Here is a 25,833-nt window from a genome sequence, read left to right as displayed (position 1 = left end):
TCGGGCAGTACTCAGCGCTACACTCAAAGCAGTGCGCCCGGGACGAGCCATATGACCAACCATCGCCTTGCTCTCTGTTGTCTGCTCTTCTGCAGCCTGTTTTTCGCCAGCCCAACCCGGGCTGGCGATGTCTTTACCCATATCAGCCCGGAGAGTGAACGGGATATGCGGGCTCTCTATACTCACGACCTGCTGCAACTGGCGCTGGAGAAGACCCGCGACAGCCACGGTGATTACGAGCTGCGGCTGGCACCACCGATGAACCGGGTGCGGATGCGCCAAGCTATGAAAGCCAACCTCTATCCCAACCTGTTCGCGGCCGATACCCCGCAACCGGCGGCGATCAGTGACCTCCTCGATTACGTGCGATTCCCGGTGGAGCTGGGTCTGCTCGGTTACCGCATCTGCTTTGTCAGCCCGCAGCAGGAACAGGCGGTGGCGAACGTGAGTACCCTGGCCCAGTTGCGGCAGTTTGTGCACGGTCAGGGGCGCGGCTGGCAGGATGTGGCCATTCTGCGCAATGCCGGCTTGCGGGTTCAGGAGGTCGACAGCTATGAGCGGCTGTTCCGGCTGGTCGCCCGCGGTCGGGTCGATCTGTTTTGCCGCGGGGTGAATGAGGTGTTCATCGAGCAGGAGCAGCACGGGGATCTGCCGGCGCTCACCGTGGATCGACGCCTGGTGCTGCACTATCCCTTTCTCCATCTCTTTTACACCAACAAGGCCAATCAGGCGGCGATCCAGCGCATCTCGGAGGGGATCCGGCTGGCCTGGCAGGATGGCTCGTTGCAGCGGCTCTGGCTGCATCACTTCAAACCTTCCCTCGACCAGGCGAAGCTGGATGGAAGGCTGCACCTCGAACTGTCCAATACCTTGCTCAAGGAGATGGATTTCGACTATCGCGCCTACTACTACGATCCGTTCAAAGGGCAGTTCGGTCCCGGCTTGCCCTGACAGGGGTTGGCCGCCAGCCATGAAAAAGGGGAACCTCGCGGTTCCCCTGTTTGCATTCGTTGTCGGTTACAGCATCTGCTTGAGGCGATAGAGCAGATCCAGCGCCTGGCGCGGGGTGAGCTCGTCCGGGCGCACCGCTTCCAGCTCCTCCACCACCGGATGGCTCTGGGGCGGCAGGGCGACCGGGGCCAGGCGCACTTCGCCGGCGGCCACCGGGGTGGCGCTTTCCAGCTCGTGCAGCTTGTGACGGGCCTGCTGGATCACCGATTTCGGCACCCCCGCCAGCGCCGCTACCTGCAGACCGTAGGAGCGACTGGCCGCCCCCTCCTGCACCGCGTGCATAAAGGCGATGGTGTCGCCGTGCTCCACCGCATCGAGATGAACGTTGGCAAGCCCTTCCATCAGCTCCGGCAAACGGGTCAGCTCGAAGTAGTGGGTGGCGAACAGGGTGTAGGCGCCGATCTTGCTTGCCAACTGCTCGGCACAGGCCCACGCCAGCGACAGGCCGTCATAGGTGCTGGTGCCGCGGCCGATCTCGTCCATCAACACCAGGCTGCGGGCAGTGGCGTTGTTGAGGATGTTGGCGGTCTCGGTCATCTCCACCATAAAGGTGGAGCGGCCCGATGCCAGGTCATCGGATGCCCCGATGCGGGTGAAGATACGGTCGATGGGGCCGATGCGGGCGCTGTCGGCAGGCACGAAGGCGCCGATATGGGCCAGCAGCACGATCAGCGCGGTCTGGCGCATATAGGTGGACTTACCCCCCATGTTGGGGCCTGTGATGATCAGCATCCGCCGTTCCCGCTCGAGCCGGATCGGGTTGGCGATAAAGGGGTCTGTCATCACCTGCTCCACCACGGGGTGGCGGCCCGCCTCGATCAGGATCTGATCCTCGTCGATGAGGGTCGGGCAACGGTAGTCGAGGGTCTCGGCCCGCTCCGCCAGGTTGGCCAGCACGTCCAGCTCAGCCAGGGCGGCGGCCGATTCCTGCAGCTCGCCCAGGTGCGGCAGCAGATCATCGAGCAGCTCCTCGTAGAGGCGTTTTTCCAGCGCCAGCGCCTGGGCCTGGGCGGTGAGCACCTTGTCTTCGTACTTCTTGAGCTCGTCGATGATGTAGCGCTCGTTGTTCTTGAGGGTCTGGCGGCGGATGTAGTGAGCCGGCACCAGATGGCTATTGGCGCGGCTCACCTCGATATAGAAGCCGTGCACCTTGTTGTAGCCCACCTTGAGGGTGTTGATGCCGGTCAGCAGCCGTTCGCGCTCCTCGATGCGGGCCAGGCTCGCGGTGGCGCCGTTGGCCAGATCCCGCAGCTCGTCCAGCTCCTGGTTGAACCCTTCGCGGATGACGCCGCCATCGCGAATGAGTACGGGCGGCACCTCCATCACGGCGTGTTCCAGCAGGTCATGCAACTCGGGGAAGGTGCTGGCACGCTCGCGCAGTTGTTGTACCGCCTCGTGTTCGCTCTCCGCCAGCAGCCGCTGCAGTTCGGGCAGTTGGGCGAAGGCCTGGCGCAGCCGGGTGAGGTCACGCGGACGGGCAGAGCGCAGGGCCAGGCGCGCCAGCACCCGCTCCACGTCACCCACCTGGCGCAGCAGGCCGCCGAGCTCGTCATAGAGGTTCTGCTCGATAAGCTCCTTGATGGTGCTCTGGCGACCTTTGAGGATCACCCTGTCGCGGATCGGCTGGTGGATCCAGCGCTTGAGCAAGCGACTGCCCATCGGAGTTGCGGTGCAATCGAGCACGGCGGAGAGGGTGTTGTCGTGGCCACCGGCCAGATTCTGGGTCAGTTCCAGATTGCGGCGGGTAGCGGCATCCATGATGACGGCGTGATCGGGCTGCTCGAGGCGCACGCTGCGAATGTGGGGCAGGGCGGTACGCTGGGTGTCCTTGACGTACTGCATCAGGCAACCGGCGGCGCACAGGGCGGTCTCGCTCTGCTCGACCCCGAAGCCTACCAGATCCTGGGTACCGAACTGCTGGCATAACAGCTTGCGGGCAGTGCCGAGCTCGAATTCCCACTCCGGGCGGCGGCGCAGGCCGCGGCGCCCTTCGACATGGTGCAGGAATTCGAACGATTCGGGGTAGAGCAGCTCGGCCGGATTGGTGCGCTGCAGCTCGGCCAGCAGTGTCTCTTCCTTCTCGAACTGGTTGATGAAGAAACGGCCCGAGCCTATGTCCATGGTGCCGTAGCCGAAGCGGCGGCCATCGTGATAGACGGCGGCGATCAGGTTGTCCTGACGCTCGCTGAGCAGCGCCTCGTCGGAGACGGTGCCCGGGGTGATGATGCGAATGACCTTGCGCTCCACCGGCCCCTTGCTGGTGGCGGGATCCCCCACCTGCTCGCAGATGGCCGCGGATTCGCCCAGTTGTACCAGCTTGGCCAGATACCCCTCGATGGCGTGATAAGGCACGCCCGCCATGGGGATGGGACTGCCCGCCGACTGACCGCGCTTGGTCAGGGAGATGTCGAGCAACTGGGAAGCCTTGCGGGCATCGTCGTAGAACAGTTCGTAGAAGTCGCCCATCCGGTAGAACAGCAGGATCTCCGGGTTCTCGGCCTTGAGGGTCAGATACTGCTGCATCATGGGCGTATGGGCGCTGAGATTGGCGCCTGGCGCGGCGCCAGTGGATTGGTGTTGTGCGGTCATGTGCTATTCCAGAAGGGGCCTCTGCGGGCCTGTGTCTGCGGTGATGAGCCTTGAGCTTGATGGCGCCATTCTACACATAAGCGTCGCGACGGGGGAGGCCGGCTTGGATTGCCTCCGGTTGCGGGCGACAGGATCGGGATCGCATAATGTGCTTCTTCAATGAGCAGGAGATCCGCCATGACACTGGATGCAGAGATTGAGCACCTGGCCATCGAGTTGGGACATGCCCTTGGCCAGCGCGACTGGCTGGCGGCGACCGCCGAGTCCTGCACCGGCGGCGGGGTGGCGAGCGCCATCACCGACATCGCGGGCAGCTCCGGCTGGTTTGATCGCGGCTTTGTCACCTACACCAACGAGGCCAAGCAGCAGATGCTGGGGGTGAGCGACGAGAGCCTTGAGCGGCATGGCGCCGTGAGCGAGGCAGTGGTGCTGGAGATGGCCCGCGGCGCCTTGGCCCACTCGTCTGCCTCCATCAGTGTGGCCATCAGCGGCATCGCCGGCCCCGGCGGCGCTACCGAAGGCAAGCCGGTCGGTACCGTCTGGTTTGCCTGGGCGGATAGCTCGGGACGTCATCACTCCCTGCTTGCCCGCTTCGACGGCGACCGCCGGCAGGTGCGCCAGCAGGCGGTGAGACAGGCCTTGTCGGGTCTGTTGGCCCTGCTCAGATAAATTGGGCTTGATACTGTATGAATAGACAGTATACTTAGCCCAACTTCACTTCTTACTCACGATTTCCAGCGGAGATTGGCATGGATCAGAACAAACAGAAGGCACTGGCGGCTGCGCTGGGTCAGATCGAAAAGCAGTTTGGCAAAGGCTCCATCATGCGTCTGGGCGACAGCAAGACCATGGACATCGAAGCCATTTCTACCGGTTCTCTCTCCCTGGACGTGGCGCTGGGGATCGGTGGTCTGCCGTGCGGTCGTATCGTCGAGATCTACGGCCCGGAATCTTCCGGTAAAACCACCCTCACCCTGCAGGTGATCGCGGAAGCCCAGAAGAAGGGCAAGACCTGTGCCTTCGTCGATGCGGAGCACGCACTCGACCCCATCTATGCCGCCAAACTGGGCGTCAACGTCGATGATCTGTTGATCTCCCAGCCGGATACCGGCGAACAGGCGCTCGAGATCTGCGACATGCTGGTGCGCTCCAACGCCGTCGACGTCATCATCGTCGACTCCGTGGCCGCCCTGACTCCGAAAGCGGAAATCGAGGGCGAGATGGGTGACTCCCACGTCGGCCTGCAAGCCCGTCTGATGTCCCAGGCGCTGCGTAAATTGACCGCCAACATCAAGAACGCCAACTGCCTGTGCATCTTCATCAACCAGATCCGGATGAAGATCGGCGTCATGTTTGGTAGCCCGGAGACCACGACCGGTGGTAACGCACTGAAGTTCTACGCCTCCGTGCGTCTGGATATTCGTCGTACCGGCGCCATCAAGGAAGGGGATGAAGTGGTCGGCAACGAGACCCGCGTCAAGGTGGTCAAGAACAAGGTGGCCCCGCCCTTTAAGCAGGCTGAATTCCAGATTTTCTACGGCGCCGGCATCTCCAAAGAGGGCGAGCTGGTGGATCTGGGCGTCAAGCACAAGCTGATCGACAAGGCCGGTGCCTGGTACAGCTACAACGGCGAGAAGATCGGTCAGGGCAAGGCCAACGTGATGAAGCTGTTTGCCGAGAACAAGGCCATGGCTGCAGAGGTAGAGGCCAAGCTGCGCGAGCTGCTGCTCTCCGGCGTAGTTCCTGCCGATGACAAGGCGGTCGTTGCGGAAGAAGACGAGTTCGACGTCGAAAGCGAACAAGAGTTCGAATAACGAGTAACAGGAAGGCCGGGTCGATACCCGGCCTTGTCATTTATGGTTGATGAATCCACTACCGAACCCGCACAGCCCAGCTTCGAAGAGCAGCTGGCGGCCGCCCGCAACTTCGCCATGCGCAGTCTCGCCCGCCGCGAGAGTGCCGAATCCGAACTGGCCAACCGGCTGCGCCAGCAGGGGTTCAGCCAGGAGGTGATCGAAGCGGTCGTCGACTACTGCCGTGGCTACAACTGGGTCAATGACGAGCGTTATGGCGCCATGGCGGTGCGAGCCGGTGCCGCCAAGGGGCACGGGCCCATCAAGATCCGCTTCGACCTGCGACGCAAGGGGCTGGACGACAGCCAGATCGACGCCGCCTTCGAGCAACCCGAACTGGACTGGTTCGAACTGGCTTTTGATCTGCTGGAGCGGCGCGCCAGAGTCGCCGACCTGGCCGATTTCAAGCTGCGCATGAAGTGGCTCAAGTATCTGCTGGGGCGAGGCTTTACTCAGGATCAGGCACGCTATGCCCTCTCTGCCTTGCAGGAGCGGGAGGAATAGGGACGCGGTGCAGGCTGGCGAGATAACAAGATGTCGGTGACGATAACTGCCAGTTCGTCTCCTGCGCTGACCATAGGGCCGCGTGGCCCCTGAGCCTGTCAATTCCCTTTAACCGGCTCCTTCTCGCCAGCTTCCCTTCGTCTGACGACTCACCGGGACTCGCTCCTTGATCGCGGCTCAGCAGCTTTTTCCTGTTTGTTCAGTGGCTTGGCTACGGATGATGAAACGGGTCCGGTTTTGTCGCATCCTGCGGTTATTTTCCGCTGCTTTTGGCGCGATCCGTGGCCGGAAAAGCGTGCATTTGCCTCCCTTTTCTTCACCCACCCGTTTATGCGTGCTTTTTCGCCCGTGACGGGCCGGTACGTTTTACTTTACCCCGCAGAAAACTTACATTAATGCGGTTAAAAGTCCGTATTCGAATCAAGCAGGATTTTCCATGTATATGTCCACGTCTGAGATACGCACCGCGTTTCTCGAGTATTTCCGTTCCCAGGGGCACCAGGTTGTCTCCTCCAGCTCGCTGGTACCGCATAACGACCCGACCCTGTTGTTTACCAACGCGGGTATGAACCAGTTCAAGGATGTGTTCCTTGGCGCAGACAAGCGTGCCTACAACCGCGCAACCACCTCCCAGCGTTGCGTGCGTGCCGGTGGTAAGCACAACGATCTGGAAAACGTCGGCTATACCGCTCGTCACCACACCTTCTTCGAGATGCTGGGCAACTTCAGTTTTGGCGACTACTTCAAGCAGGATGCCATCAAGTTCGCCTGGGGTTTCCTGACCGAGGTGCTGCAACTGCCGAAAGAGCGCCTGCTGGTGACCGTCTACGCGACTGACGATGAAGCCTTCGACATCTGGGAAAAGGAAGTTGGCGTGCCGGCCGATCGCATCGTGCGCATCGGTGACAACAAGGGAGCGCCGTACGCTTCCGACAACTTCTGGGCCATGGGCGATACCGGCCCGTGCGGTCCCTGCACCGAGATCTTCTATGACCACGGCGATCACATCTGGGGTGGCCGTCCCGGTTCTCCAGAAGAGGATGGCGACCGCTTCATCGAGATCTGGAACGTGGTGTTCATGCAGTTCAACCGTCAGGCCGACGGCACCATGGAACCGCTGCCCCGTCCGTCCGTGGATACCGGCATGGGTCTGGAGCGTATCTCCGCCATCATGCAGGGTGTGCACTCCAACTACGAGATCGACATCTTCCAGGCGCTGATCAAGAAGGCGGCCGAGATCGTCGGCACCACCGATCTCAGCAACCAGTCCCTGCGCGTCATCGCCGACCACATCCGCTCCTGCGCCTTCCTGGTCGCCGACGGCGTCATGCCCTCCAACGAGGGTCGTGGTTATGTGCTGCGTCGCATCATCCGTCGCGCTGTGCGCCACGGTCGCAAGCTGGGCGCCACCGATGTCTTCTTCTACAAGCTGGCTGCCGAGCTGGCGGTGCAGATGAAAGATGTGGCCGAAGAGCTGATCGCCCAGCTGCCGCTGGTCGAGCGCGTGCTGCGCATCGAAGAAGAACAGTTCGTCCGCACCCTGGACCGCGGTCTGCTGCTGCTGGAAGATGCCCTGGCCAACCTGGGTGACGCCAAGGTCATTCCGGGCGAGGTGGTGTTCAAGCTGTACGACACCTACGGCTTCCCGGCTGACCTGACTGCCGACGTGGTGCGCGAGCGCGAGATCGGCATCGACGAGGAAGGCTTCAACGCCGAGATGGAGAAGCAGCGTGCCCGTGCCAAAGAGGCCTCCAGCTTCGGTGTGAACTACAACGAGATGCTCAAGCTCGACTTCGAGACTCCGTTCACCGGTTACAAGACCCTGAGCGAGCAGACTCGCGTGATCGGCATCTACAAGGGCACCGAAGAGGTGAATGCGCTGATCGCCGGTGACGAAGCCGTCATCGTGCTGGAGCAGACTCCCTTCTACGCCGAGTCCGGTGGCCAGATCGGCGACACCGGTACCCTCAAGGTGGACGACGGCATCTTCGCCGTGACCGACACCATGAAGGCGGGCAAGGCCATCATCCACAAGGGTTACATGGAGCTGGGCACCCTGGAGAAGGGCGCCGAGGTCGAAGCCGTGGTGGACGCCGACCGTCGTCAGGCTGTGGCCCTGAACCACTCCGTGACTCACCTGCTGCACGCTGCCTTGCGTCAGGCGCTCGGTGATCACGTGACCCAGAAGGGCTCTCTGGTGGGCGCCGAGCGCATGCGTTTCGACTTCTCCCACTTCGAAGGCCTGACCATGGCGACCATTCGTCGGGTCGAGGAGCTGGTCAACGCCCAGATCCGCGCCAACCATGAAGTCAGCACCCAGGTCATGGGTCTGGAAGCCGCCAAGGCGGCCGGTGCCATGGCGCTGTTCGGCGAGAAGTATGAGGACGACGTGCGCGTGGTGCGCATGGGCGACTACTCCACCGAGCTGTGTGGTGGTACCCACGCCAAGCGCACCGGTGACATCGGTTTCTTCAAGATCATCGCCGAGAGCGGTATCGCCGCCGGTGTGCGTCGTATCGAAGCGGTGACCGGCAAGGCCGCCATCGACTACATGCACCAGCTGGGTGAGCAGATCGAAGAGACTGCGGCCCTCATCAAGGGTGACCAGTTCTCCCTGGCGGACAAGGTGCGTCAGGTGCTGGACAAGGCCAAGATGATGGAGCGCGAGCTGGAGCAGCTCAAGGCCAAGCTGGCTGCCCAGGCCGGTAACGATTTGCTGAGCCAGGTCATCGAGATCAAGGGGCAGAAGGTGCTGGTTGCAGCGCTGGAAGGGGCTGATCCCAAGTCCCTGCGCGGCATGCTGGACGAGCTGAAGAACCAGATGAAATCCGGTGTCGTACTGCTGGCAACCAGCAGCGATGACAAGGTCAACCTGATCGCCGGTGTCACCAACGACCTGACCGGCAAGGTCAAGGCCGGTGAACTGGTCAATCTGGTAGCCCAGCAGGTGGGCGGCAAGGGCGGTGGTCGTCCGGACATGGCTCAGGCGGGTGGTACCCAGCCAGAGGCCGTACCGGCAGCGCTGCAATCCGTTCACTCCTGGCTGGAAGAGCGCCTGTAATAGGGCGAGGTGATCTGTGGCACTCTATGTACAGAAGTACGGCGGCACCTCGGTCGGCACGCTGGAGCGGATCGAGGCGGTCGCTGAGCGGGTTCAGCAGACCCGCGCCCAGGGACACGATGTGGTGGTGGTGGTCTCCGCCATGTCGGGCGAAACCAACCGGTTGCTGGGCATGGCCCAGCAGCTGGATCCTGATGCCAACCGGCGCGAGATGGACGTGCTTGTCTCCACCGGTGAGCAGGTCACCATAGCGCTGTTGGCGATCGCGTTGAACAAACGCGGTTGTCCTGCGGTCTCAATGACCGGTGATCAGGTACGCATTCACACCGATTCCGCCTATGGCAAGGCGCGCATCACCCATATCGATACCGAGCTGGTTCAGGCAGAACTGGCGGCGGGCAAGGTAGTGGTGATCGCCGGTTTTCAGGGCCGTGATGAGCACAACGCCATCACTACCCTGGGCCGGGGCGGCTCGGACACCACGGCGGTTGCCGTGGCGGCGGCCATCGAGGCCGATGAGTGCCAGATCTTTACCGATGTTGATGGGGTATACACCACGGATCCGCGCATCGAGCCCAAGGCTCGTCGTCTCGATACCATCACCTTCGAGGAGATGCTGGAGATGGCCAGCCTGGGGGCCAAGGTGCTGCAGATCCGTTCGGTGGAGTTTGCGGGCAAATACCGCGTCCCGCTGCGGGTACTGTCGAGCTTTATCGATGGAGAGGGAACCTTAATCACATATGGAGGTGAGAGGATGGAAGCTCCCCTGGTATCCGGGATCGCTTTTAACCGCAACGAGGCCAGCCTGACCATTCTGGGTGTGCCTGACAAACCGACCGTGGCCGCGCAGATCCTGAATCCGATCAGCGATGCCAACATTGATGTCGACATGATTGTGCAAAACACCCTGGGTGACGGCACCGCCGACTTCACCTTTACGGTGAATCGGGACGATTACCGCCGTGCCCGCGCACTGCTTGAGGAAACGGCCAGCGAGCTGGGCGCCTCCTGTGTGCAGGGAAATGGCGAGATCGCCAAGGTTTCCATTGTCGGTGTCGGCATGTGGAACCACCCCGGTGTTGCCCGCACCATGTTCAAGGTATTGGGCGAGGAGGGGATCAACATGCAGCTGATTTCCACCTCTGAAATCAAAATCTCTGTGGTGATTGACGAGAAGTATCTGGAGCTGGCGGTGCGAGCCCTGCACGCAGCTTTCGGGTTGGATCAAGCGCCCCAAGAGCAGCCCCTGGGCTAACAATCTCTGATTGATTTAGTTTCAACCATTTACCATATCGGTATCTTTGTTAGATAATGTCGCATATCGATATAAAAACAAAACAGGATACAGGAGCAAGCGAATGCTTATTTTGACTCGTCGTGTAGGGGAAACCCTGATGATTGGTGACGAAGTGACTGTCACCGTACTGGGCGTTAAAGGCAACCAGGTTCGTATCGGCGTGAACGCACCGAAAGAAGTTTCCGTGCACCGCGAAGAGATTTATCAGCGTATCCAGGCTGAGAAGGTTCCGGGCCAGCCGAACTTCTAAGCTGGATTCCAGGCAGTGACAAGGCGACACCTCATGTGTCGCCTTTTGTTTTTTATGGCCCGTGAAATCGGCTGCACGGCGTAAAACAACGGGATAAGTGTCGATATTGCTTGAATATTCCACGCTTTGACCAAATGCTGAGCGAACGCTCTTTTTTCTCCAAAAAAGTGTTTGACTAAAAATCCCTGTGAAGTATTATCAGCCCCGCAAACGGAGAGGTGGCCGAGAGGCTGAAGGCGCTCCCCTGCTAAGGGAGTATGCGGCTTATACCCGCATCGGGGGTTCGAATCCCCCCTTCTCCGCCATTTGCGCCCGTAGCTCAGCTGGATAGAGTACCTGGCTACGAACCAGGTGGTCAGAGGTTCGAATCCTCTCGGGCGCACCATATTAGACTCTCGGAGTCATGTGTTGACCATCAGCAAGTCGGCACTAGAAGAAGGCTTACTGTTGAGTAAGCTTTTTTTATCGTTTTAAAACAGGGCGCCCGTAGCTCAGCTGGATAGAGTACCTGGCTACGAACCAGGTGGTCAGAGGTTCGAATCCTCTCGGGCGCACCATTTTAAAGCAATACAAAGATTTATGAGCGCCCGTAGCTCAGCTGGATAGAGTACCTGGCTACGAACCAGGTGGTCAGAGGTTCGAATCCTCTCGGGCGCACCATTTTCAAGCAGTACAAAAATTTATGAGCGCCCGTAGCTCAGCTGGATAGAGTACCTGGCTACGAACCAGGTGGTCAGAGGTTCGAATCCTCTCGGGCGCACCATTTTCAAGCAGTACAAAGTTTATGAGCGCCCGTAGCTCAGCTGGATAGAGTACCTGGCTACGAACCAGGTGGTCAGAGGTTCGAATCCTCTCGGGCGCACCATACAGACAGCCTCGACTCAGGTCGGGGCTGTTTTTTTATGGGCTGGATCCGGTCTTGGAAATACCCAACACCTGGTTGCCGCCCTCTTTCCATTCGCTTCTTCTTTCCTCTGACCGGCTCGTTGCTGACGCCTCTGCCAGATCCCCTGCATGGCCGCTGCCAACACTCTGACACGTATTTCTTCGCCCCGGGCCGTCATCTATCTCCTTTTTGCTCAGGCGGGTGCTGGAGGCCTGTCATGGGCTGTGGGATCACGGGCAATAAAAAAGGATGCCGCAGCATCCTTTTTCACGTCGTTCGTCTTTAGCTTCTCAGCCATTTGCGAATGCGGTTGGCATCGCCGACCGGGGTGAGCTTGCCCACCGAGTTGAGCAACACGATGGCGAGCTCCCGGCTGTCCGGTTTGGCACGCATCACCAGGCAGCGGCCAGCCTCGTCGGTGAAGCCGGTCTTGGAGAGACGTACGTCCCAGTCCGGATTTTTTACCAGCGGGTTGGTGTTGTTGAACATCAGGCTGTAGGAGGGGGCCTGGAAGCGCATCTCCCTGTGCTCATCCTGGGTAAACTGGCGGATCAGTGGCTGGCGATAGGCTGCGGTGACCAGCTTGCCCAGATCCTGGGCGGTGGAGACGTTGCGAGTGGAGAGACCGGTGGCGTCGTAGAAATGGGTCTGGTGCATGCCCAGCTGTCGGGCCTTGTTGTTCATGGCGCGGATAAAGGCGCTGCGGCCGCCCGGGTAGTGACGGGCCAGGGCCGAGGCCATCCGGTTCTCGGAGGACATCAGGGTCAGGTGCAGTGCGTCACGACGGGTCACCTTGGTACCCATGCGAATGCGGGAGTGTGTGTGCTTCACCCGATCCAGATCTTCCTTGTCGATGGTCAGGGTCTGAGCCAGATCCTGTCTGGCATCCAGTACCACCAGCGCTGTCATCAGTTTGGTGATGGAGGCGATGGGACGCACCTTGGTGGCATTCTTCTGGTAGAGAGTCTTGCCCGTGTTGACGTCGACGACCAGGGCACTGCTCGAACGAATGTCCAATTTGGCGGGGTTGGGGGCGGCGCTGACCGCAGGCAATCCCAGCATCCCTATCAATCCGAAAACCAGCGCAACTGCGCGAACCCGACACCGCATACTACCGACTCCGTTCACATGGAAAAAAAGGCGGTAGATTCACGCATTTTTACCCTGCATTGACAAGGGGCTCTACAGACTATTTCTACAATTTGCGCAAATGCGAGCCTCAAAAAAGCCCTCTTTCGAGGGCTTTTTTGAGGTGGGTGTCAATCCCGGGATTTTGCAGCCTTGCGTTTGCTGAGCCAGCGCCAGAGCAGGGCGATGATGCCGCTGACCAGCAGCACGATCGGCAGGTAGAGGATGATGCTGAGAAATTGGGACTGGTATTCGGCTGCCAGCTTGGTGTGACTCAGGTAGTAGCCGAATCCCACCAGCGGGCAGATCCACATGATGGAGCTGATGAAATTGACGACGAGAAAGCGTCCCTGCGGCAGCTCGGTGGCGCCAACGATATAGGGATAGGCGGTGCGCACGAAAGCGATGTAGCGGGCGGTGATCAGGGTCAGGATGCCGTACTTGTCGAGCAGGTAGTAGACCTTCTCCTTGTGGCGATCCTCCACGTGAGACATCAGGCGATGATACATCTGGGTGTGGCCGAGAAAGCGGCCCTGCATGTAGCCAAGCCAGGTGCCGACAAAGGTGGCCATGATCAGCAGCGGTATCACTGCCAGTGACAGCACATCCTGATAGATGAGCACGCCGGTCAGGATCAGCAGGCTGTCGCCGGGCAGAAAAGCGGTGGGGATAAAGCCATTCTCGAGCACCAGAAAGGTCAATAAGACGGCACAGACCATGAAGGCCATTTGGGGATCAGACAGGGTCACCAGATCCTGATGCATAAAGGCGTGGGCCAGTTGGTAAAACCGCTCCATTCTTGCAAACTCCGCAGGTTAGCTGGGTTGATCGGTCAAGGGCATGGCGAGCACCTTGTCGATGCGCAGACCATCCATGTCAACAATTTCCAGTTGCCACTGTTCCAGGGTGACCAGGTCGCCGGTCTGTGGAACACGACCAAGGAGCAGCATGATAAGCCCTCCGAGGGTGTGATAGTGATGTTTTTCTTCCTCGGGCAGGCGAACCAGCTCCAGACAGTCCTTCAATTCTGGCAAAGGGATCAGGCCATCGAGCAGCCAGCTGCCATCGGCGCGCTGGAATGCCCAGTTGTCGTCGCCGTCTTCCTGCTGAAAATCCCCCGCCAGCGCCTCCATCAGATCCTGCTGGGTGACCAGCCCCTGCAACTCGCCATACTCATCCACCACCAGGGCGATCTGTTCGCTGTGGGTGCGGAAGTGGTTGAGCAGCTCGACCCCGTTGAGGGTCTCGGGCAGCAGGCTTCCCTCCTGGGTCAGGGCGGCCAGGTCGATGGGTTCCCCCTTGATATAGGCATACAACACCTTGTTGACGTCGATGATCCCCACCAGCTCGGAGAGGTTGCCGTCACAGACCGGGAAATAGCTGTGACGCTCCTCCACCAGGCGCTGCAGGTTGGTTTCCAGCGGCAGCGACAGATCCAGATAGCGGATATCGCTGCGCGGCACCATCAGGGAGGAGAGGCTGCGCTCGTCGAGACGGAACACATTGCGCAGCATGGTGTGCTCATGATCCTCGATCACCCCGGCTTCGGAGCCCTCCACCAGCATGGCGTGGATCTCCTCCTCGGTGACGTTGGCGCCGCCATCTTGCTTGGCCCGCAACAGGCGCAAGGTGACATTGGTGGAGACTGACAGCAGCCAGACGAAGGGACGGGTCAGGGTGGCGAGCCAGTGCATGGGGAGCGCAATCAGGCAGGCAAGGCGTTCTGCGCTGAGCTGGCCGAGCCGCTTGGGCACCAGCTCCCCCACCACGATGGAGAGATAGGTCACGGTGACGACGACGATGACGGTGGCGATCGTACCGCTGGTCTTGGGGGATAGTCCCCACTCCTGCAGCCAGAGTGAGAAAGGTTGGGCCAGCAGGGATTCGCCGTAGATACCATTGAGCAGGCCGATAGTGGTGATGCCGATCTGGACGGCGGAGAGAAAGTGGGTCGGGTTTTCCGCGAGTCTGAGGGCGATGGCGGCGGAGCGGCTTCCTTCACTGGCCATCTTGGCAAGGCGAGCCTTGCGTGCGGTCACGATGGCAATTTCCGACATGGCGAAGACGCCATTGAGCAAAATCAATCCCAACAGGATCAATATTTCCATACTGCGGCAGCACTCCTAAGTAGAAAAGATCGCAGGCAGTGTAATGAATTTGGCCGCGATGCGCTTGTGAAAGCAGGTGATCCGGTTCGCTAATTTATCACGACCCGGCTCGGGGCAGGCGAGGCCCCTGTCAGGGGAGGGGAGCCAAAAAAGGGCGGGAAATCCCGCCCTTGATTGTTATTGCCTGAATTGATTCGATCAGAACTGCTGGAACCAGCGCTGGATCTGGGCCGGATCCTTGCTCTGGGTCAGGGAGAGCATCAGCAGGATGCGCGCCTTCTGCGGGTTCAGGGTGCCGGCGGCTACGAAGCCGTACTTGGCGTCGTCGATCTCGGCATCCAGGGTGGTGGCGCCGGTCGGCACGCGGGCGGAGCGCACCACGCGAATGCCGTCCTTGCTCGCCTGAGCCAGGGTGTCGAACAGGCTGTGGTAGAGGTTGCCGTTGCCTACCCCGGCGCTGACGATGCCATCAAACTTGGCATCCACCATGGCCTTGGCCGGCAGTTCGGTGGCGTTGGCATAGCTATAGACGATACCGACCTGGGGCAGCTTGTCGAGTTTGCTCACATCGAACGGGGTCTTGCTGGTGTGCAGGCGAGCCGGGCTGCGCTGATAGTCGATCTTGCCGTTGTGGATGTAGCCGAGCGGACCGAAGTTGGGAGCGGCAAAGGTCTGCACGCCAGTGGTGTTGGTCTTGGTGACGTCGCGGGCATCCAGCACGGTATCGTTCATGGCGACCATGACGCCACGGCCTTTGGAGGCGGGATCGGAGGCGGTGACCACGGCGTTGTAGAGGTTCATCGGGCCGTCAGCGCTCATGGCAGTGGAGGGGCGCATGGCGCCGACCAGTACCACCGGCTTGTCGCTCTTGACGGTGAGGTTCAGGAAGTAGGCGGTCTCTTCCATGGTGTCGGTGCCGTGGGTGATGACGATGCCATCAACATCATCCTTGGCCAGCAGTTCGTTGACCCGCTTGGCAAGCTTCAGCCACACCTCGTCGTTCATATCCTGGGAGCCAATCTTGACTACTTGCTCTCCCTGCACGTCGGCCACGTTCTTCATTTCGGGTACGGCGGCGATCAGGGTCTCGATGGCTACCTTGCCAGCTTCATAATTGGACTGGGTGGCAGACTGGCCGGCGCCGGCGATGGTGCCGCCGGTGGCCAGAATATGCACATTGGGCAGGGCCATGGCCATGGGGGAGAGGGTCAGGCCGAGCACGGCGGCGAGCAGGGTCTTGCGGATCGGTAGGGTCATGCTGCAAATCCTTCTGGTTGGAATAATCGCAGCAAGTTTGCCCATTTAATAATCGACGTCTGTGATAAAACTCACCAAAAGACAGGTGAGTACAGATTTTTAACCTGTTTTATACCTCTATAGAGATAAATTAACTTGCCGAGAAGCCCTTGGCTTCAATCAGGGCGATCAGCTCCGCCTTGTTCAATTCGCTCTCGATGATCGCCTTGCTGCTGGCGAAATCGACGCTGGCTGCGCTGACGGCAGGCTGGGCCAGCAACGCTTTTTGCAAGCTGGCGGCGCAGCCACCACAGGACATGCCGGAAACGGTGAGTTCGATGGTCATGGGATATCTCCTCTCTGAATGTCCCCCCAGCCTAAAGCTGACGCCCGCAGCAAGGTCAAGCCCTAGCGGGCCAGTACCGACTCACGCACCACCAGACGCCCCTGGAACTTCTGCGGTTCGTCGGCCGGACGCAGGCCTTGTGCCAGCTGTGCCAGCAGCACGCGCACACTCTCCTGGGCCAGCCGTTCACTCGGGTATTCGATGCAGGTCAATGGCGGAGTCAGCTGGCTTGCCAGGGTGGCCCCCTCTAGGCTGATGACGGACACATCCTGGGGAACGTGGAGGTTGAACTCACGCAGCAGTCGCATGGCATCGGCCGCCTGGGCATCCTGCTGCACCACCAGGGCGGTGAAGGGCAGATAGCGGTTGAGCAGGCCGAGCAGCGCCTGCTGGTTGTCGGCACCGTCGATCACCAATTGGCCGTTGTAGGGCAGGGATTGCTGCTGCAGTGCCTGCTGATAGCCCGTAATGGCACTCTTGCCCGCCGGCGACAGCTTGTCGTCCAGCATCAGCACCAACTGGCGATGCCCCTTGCCAAGCAGGAAGCGGCAGGCGCTCTCGGTGGCAAACGTCAGGTCGTAGCAGAGATTGAGGTTGTCCGAATCGCTCACCCCATCGAGCTGGATGAGGCGCTCGTCCGGCGCCATGGATTGCTTGGCTCCCAGCACCAGCACGCCGTCACAACGCCCCCCCAACAGCTCATCGACCGCCCGCTGCTGTTGCTCCGCCTCGTCGGCGAAGCGCACCAGCATGCTCTTACCCGCCTTGGTCAGTGCCCCTTCCAGCAGTGGCAGCATGCTGGCCAGCCGGTTGCCAAGCTGGGAAGAGAGGATGATCCCCACGCAATCCGTCGCCTGGGTCGCCAGAGAGCGGGCCGTGGCATTGGGTCGAAAATTCAGCTGCTCGGCAGCCTGCAGCACGGCCAGGCGACTCTCTTCCCGCACGCCGCGCGAGCCGCTCAGAACGCGGGAAACAGTGGCTTTGGACACATTCGCAAGACGCGACACATCGGTAATATTGGCCATGGGTTCAATTCCGGTAACCGGTTTACAACTGGTTTCATCCTACCATGCCCCCAACGGGGCGGGAACCTCCAGACTCCCGCCCTGTGAGCCAGATGCTATTGCAGTGCGGACGCCGTCTGGCGAATGCCGGCCTCACCGAACACGATGTCATTTCCCCTTGGGGAGAGATCCATGCTGCCGTAGTCGTAGGACATGTCTAGCACCTCCTCTTCCCCGGCACCATTCCCCTTCCAGGACCAGGCTATCCACCCTACCGACTCGCTCTGCGCCTTGCCAAGCAGATGATAGTGATCGACGTTGTTGGGGGCCTGGAAGCGCTTGTCTCCGAACTCGCCAAACAGGAACGCCAGGTTTTGCGCCTTCATCTGGGCAATGGCGGCATCGATCTCGGCAGGCGTGTCCCAGAGCCAGTGGTAGGCGTGCAGGGAGAACAGCAGGTTCTTGCTGGCATCGGCATTGAGCAACTCGCTGCCACGACCCGAGAGGAAGCTCTGCACGTACTGGCCGCAGTGGGCCGCATCGATCACCAGCGGCATGGTATAGCCGCCATCGCGCAGTCCCTTGATGAGCCCCTTGTAGGTGGTGATAAAGTCGGCGTAATTGTTGGTATCCTCACCCCATTCATTGGCGATGTTGAGCAGGATCTTGCCCTTGTACTTGGGATCCTGCATCACGGCCTTCCAGCTGCCGAGCCAGAGCGAGTCGACGGCGGTCTGCAGCGGCTGCGGGTTGCTCTGGCAGGTCACGTCGCTCTCCCAGTACATGGGCATGGCGACCATGTTGCGGGCGACGATGGCATCGAGGGCACCGCGCAGCTCCTGGGCCGTGGTGTGCTTGCGCAGTTGCAGCCGCACTATGTTGGCGCCGGTATTGGCGATCGGCGTGATGGCCGCGAAGGCCGCCCCCGGATTGTCGCCATACTGCAGGTTGATGCCGCGGGCGATGAAGCGCTGACCACTGGCGGAGTAAAGCTGGCCATCCTTCACATACATGTCCCCCGTGCCCGGTGTCGGTGTGGAGCTGGCCACCTGGCAGCTCTGGCCATTCTCCCAGCCCCAGCCGTCACCGTCCGGATCGCTGGCCGCCGAGGCACAGGTCGGGTAAGTGGTCGCGCCGCCCGACCCTGCCACCACCTGGCAGCTCTGGCCATTCTCCCAGCCCCAACCGTCACCGTCCGGATCGCTGGTCGCCGAGGCACAGGTCGGGTAGGTGGTCGCGGCCAGGGCCGAAGGGCTCAGCAGCAGAGCGGGCACGGTGCTGCAGCCGAGCAGCAGGGTAGCGATGATCGTCTTTCTCTTCACTTTTCTATCCTTTTATTTATCCAGGGGATAAGCGGTTATTCCATAACCAGGACAGCGATACCGCATCATTCATTGTCACGTCGTGATGGAAATACACCACCGAGGCATTCTCTGTGGCGGACAATAAAATCATCCACAGAGCATCAGGACCCTTCTTGTTATTTATTTCTGATGGGCGAATAAGGTGGCTGCCGGCTCGCACAGGCAGCCAGGTGTTCGATTATTTGGCCGCGATCTTGATCCATTTCACGAACATATAACCCCAGTCATTGGGCGCCTTGCCGAAGCTGATGCTGTTGCTGCCCTCCTGCAGGGTCACCGGGATCACCTTCTCTTCACCGGCCTCACCGGTCTGGGGGAAGTCGATCTGCACCGGCTCGCCGCCGTTGACCACCAGGGTGTTCTTCTTGCCGCCCCACTTGGCGTTGAAGAAGAGGCGAAGCTGGTACTCACCGGCACTGGGCACCGCAACCGTCCAGGTCACCTTGTCCCCCTCGCTGGCAAAGGGACCGAGAAAACCGTCATCCCCCAGGGTCAGCTGGTCCTTGGCGCTGGTGACCACATTCAGTTGACCATCTCCGGCCGACTGCTCGACCAGATAGTCGGCCGCCATCGCAGACAGGGACAACGCGGGTAGCACCAGCCAGAGAGCACCGAGAAAAATATGTTTCTTCATCTTTATCTCCTTCATGGAGACGGTCGTGCCGCACTATTTTTGAATATGTGAAAGAGACACCCTGTATCGGGATAAACCGCACAAGGCTATATTTCACACTCGCCAAAAGAGGCCTCCGACGACTCGCTCTCCGATGTGAATGAAACACGAGTGAATACGGGCCGCGCCATGGGATGCGGCCCGTACTGTTATTCCGCCACGACCTTGACGGACTTCACGAACATATACCCCCAGTCACCGGCGAATTTACCGAAGCTCACCAGGTTCTTGCCCTGCTTGAGCTGCACCGGGACGACCTGCACCTGACCGGCCTCGTCGGTCTGCGGGAATTCGATCGGGTGAATATCGGTGCCATTGATGACGACGCTGTTCTTCTTGCCGCCCCACTTGCCGTTGAAGTGCAGGTGCAGGTTGAAGGCGCCGGACCAGGGGGCCTCGACGTGCCAGGTGATCTTGTCACCCTCGCTGGCAAACGGACCGGCGAAACCGTCGGCCGCCACCTCCAGCTGGTTCTCGGCACTCTTGACCACGTTCAGCTCACCCTCTTTGGCCACCAGCTCGGCAGAGCTGAACTCGCAGTAGCTGACCGGCAGCTCGCCCCTGGCCCGATCCACCTTCACCTTGATGGATCTCGCACTCCGGGCAAGGCCGTCATCGGCACTGAAGGTCAGCTCATACTCGCCCGCCTGAGGGAACCAGGCACGGGTCGAGGCCTGATCGCCGTGGCAGAACTTGGCCTCGAGGGGCCCGGTGCTGCGCCACCCCACCTTGACCTGCGGGGTCGGCAGCTGGTCGTCGCGCCAGACGGCGCTGAGCAGGACACCCTGATCCACCGAGGTGGTCAGATCGCCACCCACTTCGACCACAGGCGGCAGATTCTGCTGGGTGTGTTTGACCGAAATGACGTTGGAGGGTTGGGAGGCACCCGACTCATTCTTGGCGATGACCCTGTAGTAGTAGGTCTGACCCAGCTTGAGCGAGCCGTAGTCGTCGCTGAACAGGCTCATCCTGCTCGGGTCCCACTCGTTGACGCCATCCGAGACATCCTTGCCGACACGGGTCCAGGGACCCTTGGCGGAAGTGGCGCGCTCGATGTCATAGGCACGTCCCACCGGCGCCCCCATCCAGTTGATGGCAAACGGCGAATCGGTCTGGCGCAGCAACGGAGCGTCCGGTGCCGGCAGGGCAGGCGCCTGCGCCAGACCCGCCATCTGGGCCGACGCCTTGCGCACCAGGTCGACGACGTCCATCTCCTGGTTGGCCTTGCCCTCTATCGGGAATCCGGGCAGGTGATAGCTGTAGTGCCCCGTGTACTCCTTGTGCCAGTAGAAGCCCCCGTCGTGACGGTGGCCACGGAAACCCCAGATGAAGCCCCCCACCGCCTTGGCGCCATCCACCTCGGTATGGACGATGGACTGCATGATGTTGTCCAGATCCCGGTGATCGAGCAGGCCGAACTCGCCCACCAGATAGACCTTCTTGCCGGCGATGGCGGTCAGATCCTTCTTCACCTGATCCGGGTGGTTGTTGCCGGCGTTGGTGTAGTAGTGGTTGCTGATGATGTCGACGTTCGGATCCTTGAGAGAGAAGTCGTTGATCTTCTTGTAGGTGCCGTCGATGACCAGCTGGTGCGGAGCGAACTGCTTGATCCAGGCCGCGGTCCGGGTCAGGAATGCCTCATTGGTGTTCTCCAGCTCGTTGCCGGTCTCCCAGGCCATGATCGCCTTCTCGTCATAGTAGTGACGGCCGGTGATCGTGTTCTTGCGGGTGATCACCTGGCGGATGATGTCCTGATAGGCCTTGTAGGTCTTGCTCGAGGTGTCGTAGAAGTCGTCTGCCGTCTCCTTGTAGAAGGCTGCCAGCTGCTCGCGCCCGCCCCACCACCACCAGTGATCGATGAAGGGCAGGATGAGCCGCAGCCCCTGCTTGTCGGCCTCGGCAATCATGTTGTCATAGACCACCATGGCCTTTTCATTGAGCACGGGCATGCCGTCTGCCGTGGCAGGGGCCAGAATGTGGGTCTCGCGCTCACAAGCCTGGTCGTTCTCCTGCTGCACCGAGAGGACATAGACCCGCTGGGCCTTGGCGCCAGTCTGCACCATGGCGCGGATCCAGTTGGCCTGCTCCTCGGCGGTCGGCCACTTGAAGTACTGGCCCCAGCCCCGCGGGTCGGCCTTGCACACGCCGCGCGCATCGTCTTCGATGCGGTGCAGCTCGGGGGCGTGGATGCCGGCAAAACGGAACCCCTGCTTGCCATCCATCAGGGCCGCCCCCTGGCGGGTGATAAAGTGCTCAAAGTGGGAAGGCGCCGCCAGTGTGCTGCCGGCCAGGACCGACAGCACACAGAAACTCAGGGTATTGCGTAAGAGAGATCTCATGCTCGTGCTCCTTAGAACCACACTTCGCCCTGGACACCGAAGTTCCAGGTATCCGTCTTGCCACTGCGGGAGTAAGCCCCGGCTGAGAGGGTGCCGCTCCCCCAGTCGTAGTTGCCGTCGATGGCATCGGAGACGCCCTCATCCCACTTGGCGTAGGTGGCGAACAGGCGCAGCTGCGGACGGCTCCAGAAGCCGGAGTCGAAGGTCAGGGTCGGCGCTATGGTCGCCTTGGTCATGCCCCCCTTGCCCTTGCTACCCGCCACGCCCTTGTAGTTGTCATCGTCGAGGTACTCGTAGCCGACCTCATACTGCATGGCGAAGTTCCGGGTGATCTGCTGCATGGGACGCACCCCGGCGACCCACATGGAGCGGCCCCAGCCATCCTGATCCCCGGTCCACCAGCGGTAGCTCTTGTCCTTCTGGTAGAAGGCGAAGGTGGAGACATCCCAACCGTTGCCGAGAGAAGCCAGGCCGTCGAGCACCAGGCGCCAGGACTGGGTGTCATCCAGGTTGGACCAGCCCCAGCCGTTCTTGCCGAGGGAGTCGCCCGCCGCCAAGCCCTTGCCGAACTGGGCCACGAAGCGGGAGTAACCGCCGGTCAGACCGTAGAAGCCGTCAAAGTTGTAGATGCCGGTGACGCCATAGCCCTTCTCGGCACTCTCCTTCCAGGCGTTGTTCTCGTTCTGGTTCATGTGGTGGGCGACCAGTTGCAGATCGATGGGGCCGCCCCCAATCTTCTTGAACCAGAGGTTGAGGGAGTAGTCGTCCGGATAACCCTGCTCGTTCGCGTCGTGGGGATAGGCCTTGGCCTCGTCGCTCGGGGTGAAGGCGTAGACGCCGACGTCAAACTTGGCGAAACCGATGTCGATGTTGTCCGCCCCGCCCCCGGTGCCGTTGTACTGGATGTACTCCCAGTCGTACTGGTGGCTGGAGGTGTTCGAGCTGCTGTAACGCTTGCCGGCCCAGAACACCACATCCGGTGCGAAGTCGAGCCTGGTCAGCTGGGCAAAGGCCTCGCGTACCTGAATGTCGTGGCCGTCGTCATCCACACAGTTCCAGTCGGACGTGCAGTCGGTCTCATGGGTCAGGTTGGCCTGGATCTTGGCGACCGGGCCGGCATCTGAGGTCAGGGTCACCTGGGGGATCAGCTCGAGTTTGGTGTTGTCCTCGTTGCCCAGGCGCCATTTGCCATCCGGCATCAGGCCGACGGAGTCCACCCGGTTGCCATCCTGATTGGCCAGGATGCCTGAGCGGACATAGCCGTGCATGGCGAAGTCATACTTGTCGGCCAACACGGGGCCGCTGAACATGGCCAGGGTCAGCAGGGAAAGGGGCATGACCTTGTGCATTTTTTCCATCTTTGCTCTTCCTTTTTGTAACGTCCTATCGTGGTAAAAAAGGCCCCGGCCACGACATTGAGGGGCGCCGCAGGCAAGGGGCGGCCCCACGGTGCAGCCGGCACCGTGTATGGGTACTGTGGTGAGAGAGTCAGATCAGGGGGTGGGCAGCCAGGCCGCGCCGCGTACGCCGCTGCTGTCCCCGTGCCGCGCCGGCAGCAGCCGGGTCAGACAACGGTCGGTGAACAGCCAGGGGGTGATGGCCGCCGGCAAGTCCTCATAGAGGCGCGCTATGTTGGAGAGGCCACCACCGAAGACGATGACATCCGGGTCCAGCAGGTTGATGACGCTCGCCAGACTGCGCCCCAGGGCATGGAGGAAGTGCTCGTAGTGAGCCTGGGCCTCCTCGTCCCCCTCGGCCGCCGCCGTCAGGATCCCTTTCGGCGACAGACTGCGGCCATGGCGCTCGACGAAGCGCCCTGCGAACCCCGTCCCCGACACGAAGCGCTCGATGCAGTTGCGACGACCGCAGTAGCAGGGCTGGGCCGGGCCATCGCGCACCGGGTCATAGCCGGGCAACGGATTGTGTCCCCACTCGCCAGTGATGGCGTTGGGACCGACCAGCAGGCGCTGATGCGCCACTATGCCCCCGCCGCAGCCGGTGCCCAGGATGACCCCGAACACCAGGTTGGCACCGCTGCCCGCCCCGTCAACGGCCTCGGACAGGGTGAAGCAGTCCGCATCGTTGGCCAGCCAGACCGGCTGGCCGAGGGCGGCCTCCAGATCCGCCTTGAGCGGATGGCCGTTGAGGAACAGGCAGTTGGCGTTCTTGATGCAGCCGTTGTCGGCACGCACCGCCCCCGGCAAGCCGATGCCGATGCTGACCGGCGCACCGGCCTCTTCGGCGAAGCCGCGGATAAAACCGGTCACCACCTCGATGAAGGTCTGGTAACCCTGCTGCGGCGTCGCGATGCGGCGCCGGCACAGCTCGTTGCCCTCGCCGTCGAGCAGCAGCCCCTCCATCTTGGTGCCACCGATATCCAGTCCCAGTCGCAACATCTCGCGCTCCTCTCTCAGGCGGCCTGACGGCGGTAGAGTTCGATGAGCTCGCACACCAGCTCCTTGGCCAGCATGGAGGTCATCAGGTGATCCTGGGCGTGCACCAGCACCAGGGTGACCGGGATCTTGCCCTCCCCCTGATCCGCCTCGATCAGCCTGGTCTGCACCGCGTGGGCGGCGTTGGCCGCCTCGGTGGCCTGCCGCAGCAGGTCGTCCGCCTCGGCAAACTGCCCCTGCTTGGCGCTGCGCAGCGCCTCGTAGCACAGGCTGCGGGACTGACCGGCGTTAATGATGATGCCCATGACGGTTTCTTCGAGATCAAACATCTTGTACTCCTTGGTGTTGCTGTGATGCCGGCTCAGAAGCCGCCGTTGCGGGATACGTCGGCGAACCACTCGCCACTCTTCTTGATGCGGCGCTCGCCGGTCGCCAGATCGAGGCGGACGAAGCCGTAACGGTTCTTGTAGGCGTTGCTCCACGACCAGTTGTCGACAAAGGTCCAGAGGTGATAGCCGAGGCACTGGCACCCCTCACCTATTCCCTTGTGCACCCAGCTCAGGTGATCGCGGATGAAGGCGATGCGGTAGTCGTCCTGGATCTGGCCCTGCTCGCCGAGGAACTTCTCCTCCCCCTCGACCCCCATGCCGTTTTCAGAGATGAAGCAGGGGATGTTGCCGTAGTGGTCCCGCAGGTTGACCAGGATGTCGTAGATGCCTTTCTCGTAGATCTCCCAGCCCCGGTGCGGGTTCATCTTGCGACCCGGCATCTCGTAGTAGTCGAAGAACCACTCCGGCATGAAGGGGCTGGCGGAATTGACCGCGTTGCTGCGGGCCTTGACCCGGCGCGGCTGGTAGTAGTTGACACCGAGCAGGTCCACCTTGCCGGCGGCCAGCAGCACGCGATCTTCCGGCTCGCTGGCCGGCAACTGGTCATATTCCCGCAGCAGCGCCACCAGCTCGGTCGGGTATTCACCCTTGACCGCCGGGTCGAGGAAGCTGCGGTTGAAGAAGAGGTCGGCAATGTTGGCCGCCTTCAGATCCGCCGGATGCTGGGAACGCGGATAGGAAGGGGTCAGGTTCAGGATGATGCCGATCTGGCCATCCTGGCCCTGGGCGCGATAGGCCTGCACCGCCTTGGCGTGGGCCAGCATGGTGTGGTAGGCCACGGTCGCGGCACGGCGGAAGTCCACCACGTTCGGGTAGTGGAAGTCATAGAGATAGCCCCCCTCGACCGGCACGATCGGCTCGTTGAAGGTGAACCAGTGTTTGACCTTGCCCCCGAACAGCCGGAAGCAGGTGGCGGCAAACTCGGCGAAGGCGTCGACCACCTTGCGACTCTCCCAGCCCCCTTGCTCCTGCATGGACATCGGCATGTCGAAGTGGAACAGGTTGATGAAGGGGGTGATGCCACGTGCCAGCAGCTCGTCGAGCATGGCGTGGTAGAAGTGCACCGCCTCAGGGTTGGGTTCGCCACGCCCCTGGGGCAGGAGGCGCGCCCAGGAGATGGAGGTGCGGAAACTGTTGTGACCTATCTCCTGCATCAGGGCGATGTCATCCCGAAAATGCTGGTAGAAGGTGGAGGTATCGGCCGGTCCCACCTGCTGGTGGAAGCGGTTCGGCTCGATGGCAAACCAGTGATCCCAGATGGTCGGGGCCTTGCCGCCCAGGAGGCTCGCGCCCTCGGCCTGAGGGGCGGATGAGGCACTGCCCCACCAGAAGGTGTCGGGGAAACGGAACTGCATGGTGTGTCTCCTGTCAGGCCGCCATGGACTGGCGGCCGGTGGTTCGA

At 61.3% G+C, this 25,833-nt stretch carries 21 protein-coding genes and 6 tRNA genes; 13 read left to right on the top strand and 14 right to left on the bottom strand.

All coding sequences use genetic code 11. The annotated features are described in order from the left end of the window. The first annotated feature begins 51 nt into the window (after positions 1-51). Entirely contained in the window at positions 52-951 is a 900-nt protein-coding gene (locus LA321_RS04105; protein ID WP_042070727.1) for a type 2 periplasmic-binding domain-containing protein, read from the top strand. Between the two features lie 66 nt (positions 952-1,017). Here the strand turns inward: LA321_RS04105 and mutS are convergent, their stop codons facing one another. Further along, entirely contained in the window at positions 1,018-3,600 is a 2,583-nt protein-coding gene (gene mutS / locus LA321_RS04100; protein WP_042070725.1) for a DNA mismatch repair protein MutS, read from the bottom strand. Between the two features lie 177 nt (positions 3,601-3,777). On the opposite strand from mutS, the gene pncC reads away from it, so the two are divergent. The 12 genes from pncC (at position 3,778) to LA321_RS04040 (ending at position 11,430) form a co-directional block, all read left to right on the top strand. Further along, a complete protein-coding gene (gene pncC / locus LA321_RS04095) occupies positions 3,778-4,269 on the top strand; it encodes a nicotinamide-nucleotide amidase (RefSeq protein ID WP_042070723.1) in 492 nt (163 codons plus the stop codon). An 80-nt stretch (positions 4,270-4,349) separates the two neighbouring features. Then, positions 4,350-5,414 (top strand): recombinase RecA, encoded by a 1,065-nt coding sequence (recA, locus tag LA321_RS04090; RefSeq protein WP_042070721.1) that lies wholly within the window; start codon positions 4,350-4,352, stop codon positions 5,412-5,414. Positions 5,415-5,456: 42 nt separating this feature from the next. Further along, positions 5,457-5,957 carry a regulatory protein RecX gene (locus LA321_RS04085; RefSeq protein WP_026456469.1) on the top strand — a complete coding sequence of 167 codons (501 nt, stop codon included), beginning with the start codon at positions 5,457-5,459 and terminating at the stop codon, positions 5,955-5,957. A gap of 436 nt (positions 5,958-6,393) precedes the next feature. Then, a complete protein-coding gene (alaS, locus tag LA321_RS04080; RefSeq protein ID WP_042070719.1) occupies positions 6,394-9,018 on the top strand; it encodes an alanine--tRNA ligase in 2,625 nt (874 codons plus the stop codon). A gap of 16 nt (positions 9,019-9,034) precedes the next feature. Then, positions 9,035-10,273: an aspartate kinase gene (locus LA321_RS04075; RefSeq protein ID WP_026456467.1), complete on the top strand. Its 1,239-nt coding sequence runs from the start codon at positions 9,035-9,037 to the stop codon at positions 10,271-10,273. Positions 10,274-10,376: 103 nt separating this feature from the next. Next, positions 10,377-10,565 carry a carbon storage regulator CsrA gene (gene csrA / locus LA321_RS04070; RefSeq protein ID WP_026456466.1) on the top strand — a complete coding sequence of 63 codons (189 nt, stop codon included), beginning with the start codon at positions 10,377-10,379 and terminating at the stop codon, positions 10,563-10,565. Between the two features lie 212 nt (positions 10,566-10,777). Beyond that, positions 10,778-10,870 (top strand) — tRNA-Ser (locus tag LA321_RS04065). Positions 10,871-10,873: 3 nt separating this feature from the next. After that, positions 10,874-10,950: transfer RNA gene (locus LA321_RS04060), tRNA-Arg, on the top strand. Between the two features lie 95 nt (positions 10,951-11,045). Then, positions 11,046-11,122: transfer RNA gene (locus LA321_RS04055), tRNA-Arg, on the top strand. Between the two features lie 26 nt (positions 11,123-11,148). After that, positions 11,149-11,225 (top strand) — tRNA-Arg (locus LA321_RS04050). Between the two features lie 26 nt (positions 11,226-11,251). Next, positions 11,252-11,328 (top strand) — tRNA-Arg (locus LA321_RS04045). A 25-nt stretch (positions 11,329-11,353) separates the two neighbouring features. Continuing rightward, positions 11,354-11,430: transfer RNA gene (locus tag LA321_RS04040), tRNA-Arg, on the top strand. Positions 11,431-11,733: 303 nt separating this feature from the next. Here LA321_RS04040 and pbpG read toward each other — a convergent pair. From pbpG to LA321_RS03975, 13 genes are all read right to left on the bottom strand, one after another. Next, positions 11,734-12,561, bottom strand: coding sequence for a D-alanyl-D-alanine endopeptidase (pbpG, locus tag LA321_RS04035; RefSeq protein ID WP_042070717.1), 828 nt, complete (start codon positions 12,559-12,561; stop codon positions 11,734-11,736). 149 nt (positions 12,562-12,710) lie between these two features. Further along, the gene (locus LA321_RS04030; protein WP_042025154.1) at positions 12,711-13,376 is read right to left on the bottom strand and encodes a DedA family protein; all 666 of its coding nucleotides are present in this window, start codon (positions 13,374-13,376) and stop codon (positions 12,711-12,713) included. A gap of 18 nt (positions 13,377-13,394) precedes the next feature. Then, positions 13,395-14,687, bottom strand: a complete 1,293-nt coding sequence (locus tag LA321_RS04025; protein WP_042070715.1) for a hemolysin family protein — start codon at positions 14,685-14,687, stop codon at positions 13,395-13,397. 198 nt (positions 14,688-14,885) lie between these two features. Beyond that, on the bottom strand, positions 14,886-15,944 hold the full coding sequence (ansB, locus tag LA321_RS04020) for an L-asparaginase 2 (protein WP_042025156.1): 1,059 nt from the start codon (positions 15,942-15,944) through the stop codon (positions 14,886-14,888). A gap of 130 nt (positions 15,945-16,074) precedes the next feature. Further along, positions 16,075-16,269, bottom strand: coding sequence for a heavy-metal-associated domain-containing protein (locus LA321_RS04015; protein WP_042070713.1), 195 nt, complete (start codon positions 16,267-16,269; stop codon positions 16,075-16,077). 62 nt (positions 16,270-16,331) lie between these two features. Beyond that, entirely contained in the window at positions 16,332-17,294 is a 963-nt protein-coding gene (locus tag LA321_RS04010; protein ID WP_042070712.1) for a LacI family DNA-binding transcriptional regulator, read from the bottom strand. 95 nt (positions 17,295-17,389) lie between these two features. Further along, positions 17,390-18,595 carry a carbohydrate-binding domain-containing protein gene (locus LA321_RS04005; protein WP_042070710.1) on the bottom strand — a complete coding sequence of 402 codons (1,206 nt, stop codon included), beginning with the start codon at positions 18,593-18,595 and terminating at the stop codon, positions 17,390-17,392. A gap of 220 nt (positions 18,596-18,815) precedes the next feature. Then, positions 18,816-19,271, bottom strand: a complete 456-nt coding sequence (locus tag LA321_RS04000; protein WP_042070708.1) for a CBM35 domain-containing protein — start codon at positions 19,269-19,271, stop codon at positions 18,816-18,818. 188 nt (positions 19,272-19,459) lie between these two features. Next, the gene (locus tag LA321_RS03995; protein WP_042070706.1) at positions 19,460-21,649 is read right to left on the bottom strand and encodes a CBM35 domain-containing protein; all 2,190 of its coding nucleotides are present in this window, start codon (positions 21,647-21,649) and stop codon (positions 19,460-19,462) included. Between the two features lie 11 nt (positions 21,650-21,660). Continuing rightward, positions 21,661-23,007, bottom strand: a complete 1,347-nt coding sequence (locus tag LA321_RS03990; RefSeq protein WP_042070704.1) for a maltoporin — start codon at positions 23,005-23,007, stop codon at positions 21,661-21,663. 135 nt (positions 23,008-23,142) lie between these two features. Then, positions 23,143-24,045 (bottom strand): ROK family protein, encoded by a 903-nt coding sequence (locus LA321_RS03985; protein ID WP_042070701.1) that lies wholly within the window; start codon positions 24,043-24,045, stop codon positions 23,143-23,145. A 14-nt stretch (positions 24,046-24,059) separates the two neighbouring features. Beyond that, positions 24,060-24,371, bottom strand: coding sequence for a PTS N,N'-diacetylchitobiose transporter subunit IIA (gene chbA / locus LA321_RS03980; protein ID WP_042070700.1), 312 nt, complete (start codon positions 24,369-24,371; stop codon positions 24,060-24,062). Between the two features lie 32 nt (positions 24,372-24,403). After that, positions 24,404-25,786 (bottom strand): glycoside hydrolase family 1 protein, encoded by a 1,383-nt coding sequence (locus tag LA321_RS03975; RefSeq protein WP_042070699.1) that lies wholly within the window; start codon positions 25,784-25,786, stop codon positions 24,404-24,406. Positions 25,787-25,833 lie beyond the last annotated feature (47 nt).

Source organism: Aeromonas enteropelogenes (assembly GCF_020097295.1).
Taxonomy (GTDB): Bacteria; Pseudomonadota; Gammaproteobacteria; order Enterobacterales; family Aeromonadaceae; genus Aeromonas; species Aeromonas enteropelogenes.
This window is presented reverse-complemented; position numbering and strand designations above follow the sequence as displayed.

Excerpts from the sequence above, each read along its gene's own strand:
- chbA (WP_042070700.1), bottom strand. The coding sequence starts at position 24,371 with ATGTTTGATCTCGAAGAAACCGTCATGGGCATCATCATTAACGCCGGT.
- LA321_RS04105 (WP_042070727.1), top strand. The coding sequence starts at position 52 with ATGACCAACCATCGCCTTGCTCTCTGTTGTCTGCTCTTCTGCAGCCTG.
- LA321_RS04010 (WP_042070712.1), bottom strand. The coding sequence starts at position 17,294 with ATGGCCAATATTACCGATGTGTCGCGTCTTGCGAATGTGTCCAAAGCC.
- ansB (WP_042025156.1), bottom strand. The coding sequence starts at position 15,944 with ATGACCCTACCGATCCGCAAGACCCTGCTCGCCGCCGTGCTCGGCCTG.
- pncC (WP_042070723.1), top strand. The coding sequence starts at position 3,778 with ATGACACTGGATGCAGAGATTGAGCACCTGGCCATCGAGTTGGGACAT.
- LA321_RS04025 (WP_042070715.1), bottom strand. The coding sequence starts at position 14,687 with ATGGAAATATTGATCCTGTTGGGATTGATTTTGCTCAATGGCGTCTTC.
- pbpG (WP_042070717.1), bottom strand. The coding sequence starts at position 12,561 with ATGCGGTGTCGGGTTCGCGCAGTTGCGCTGGTTTTCGGATTGATAGGG.
- LA321_RS04030 (WP_042025154.1), bottom strand. The coding sequence starts at position 13,376 with ATGGAGCGGTTTTACCAACTGGCCCACGCCTTTATGCATCAGGATCTG.
- LA321_RS04085 (WP_026456469.1), top strand. The coding sequence starts at position 5,457 with ATGGTTGATGAATCCACTACCGAACCCGCACAGCCCAGCTTCGAAGAG.
- mutS (WP_042070725.1), bottom strand. The coding sequence starts at position 3,600 with ATGACCGCACAACACCAATCCACTGGCGCCGCGCCAGGCGCCAATCTC.
- LA321_RS03985 (WP_042070701.1), bottom strand. The coding sequence starts at position 24,045 with ATGTTGCGACTGGGACTGGATATCGGTGGCACCAAGATGGAGGGGCTG.
- alaS (WP_042070719.1), top strand. The coding sequence starts at position 6,394 with ATGTATATGTCCACGTCTGAGATACGCACCGCGTTTCTCGAGTATTTC.
- LA321_RS03975 (WP_042070699.1), bottom strand. The coding sequence starts at position 25,786 with ATGCAGTTCCGTTTCCCCGACACCTTCTGGTGGGGCAGTGCCTCATCC.
- LA321_RS04000 (WP_042070708.1), bottom strand. The coding sequence starts at position 19,271 with ATGAAGAAACATATTTTTCTCGGTGCTCTCTGGCTGGTGCTACCCGCG.
- LA321_RS04015 (WP_042070713.1), bottom strand. The coding sequence starts at position 16,269 with ATGACCATCGAACTCACCGTTTCCGGCATGTCCTGTGGTGGCTGCGCC.
- recA (WP_042070721.1), top strand. The coding sequence starts at position 4,350 with ATGGATCAGAACAAACAGAAGGCACTGGCGGCTGCGCTGGGTCAGATC.
- LA321_RS03990 (WP_042070704.1), bottom strand. The coding sequence starts at position 23,007 with ATGGAAAAAATGCACAAGGTCATGCCCCTTTCCCTGCTGACCCTGGCC.
- csrA (WP_026456466.1), top strand. The coding sequence starts at position 10,377 with ATGCTTATTTTGACTCGTCGTGTAGGGGAAACCCTGATGATTGGTGAC.
- LA321_RS03995 (WP_042070706.1), bottom strand. The coding sequence starts at position 21,649 with ATGAGATCTCTCTTACGCAATACCCTGAGTTTCTGTGTGCTGTCGGTC.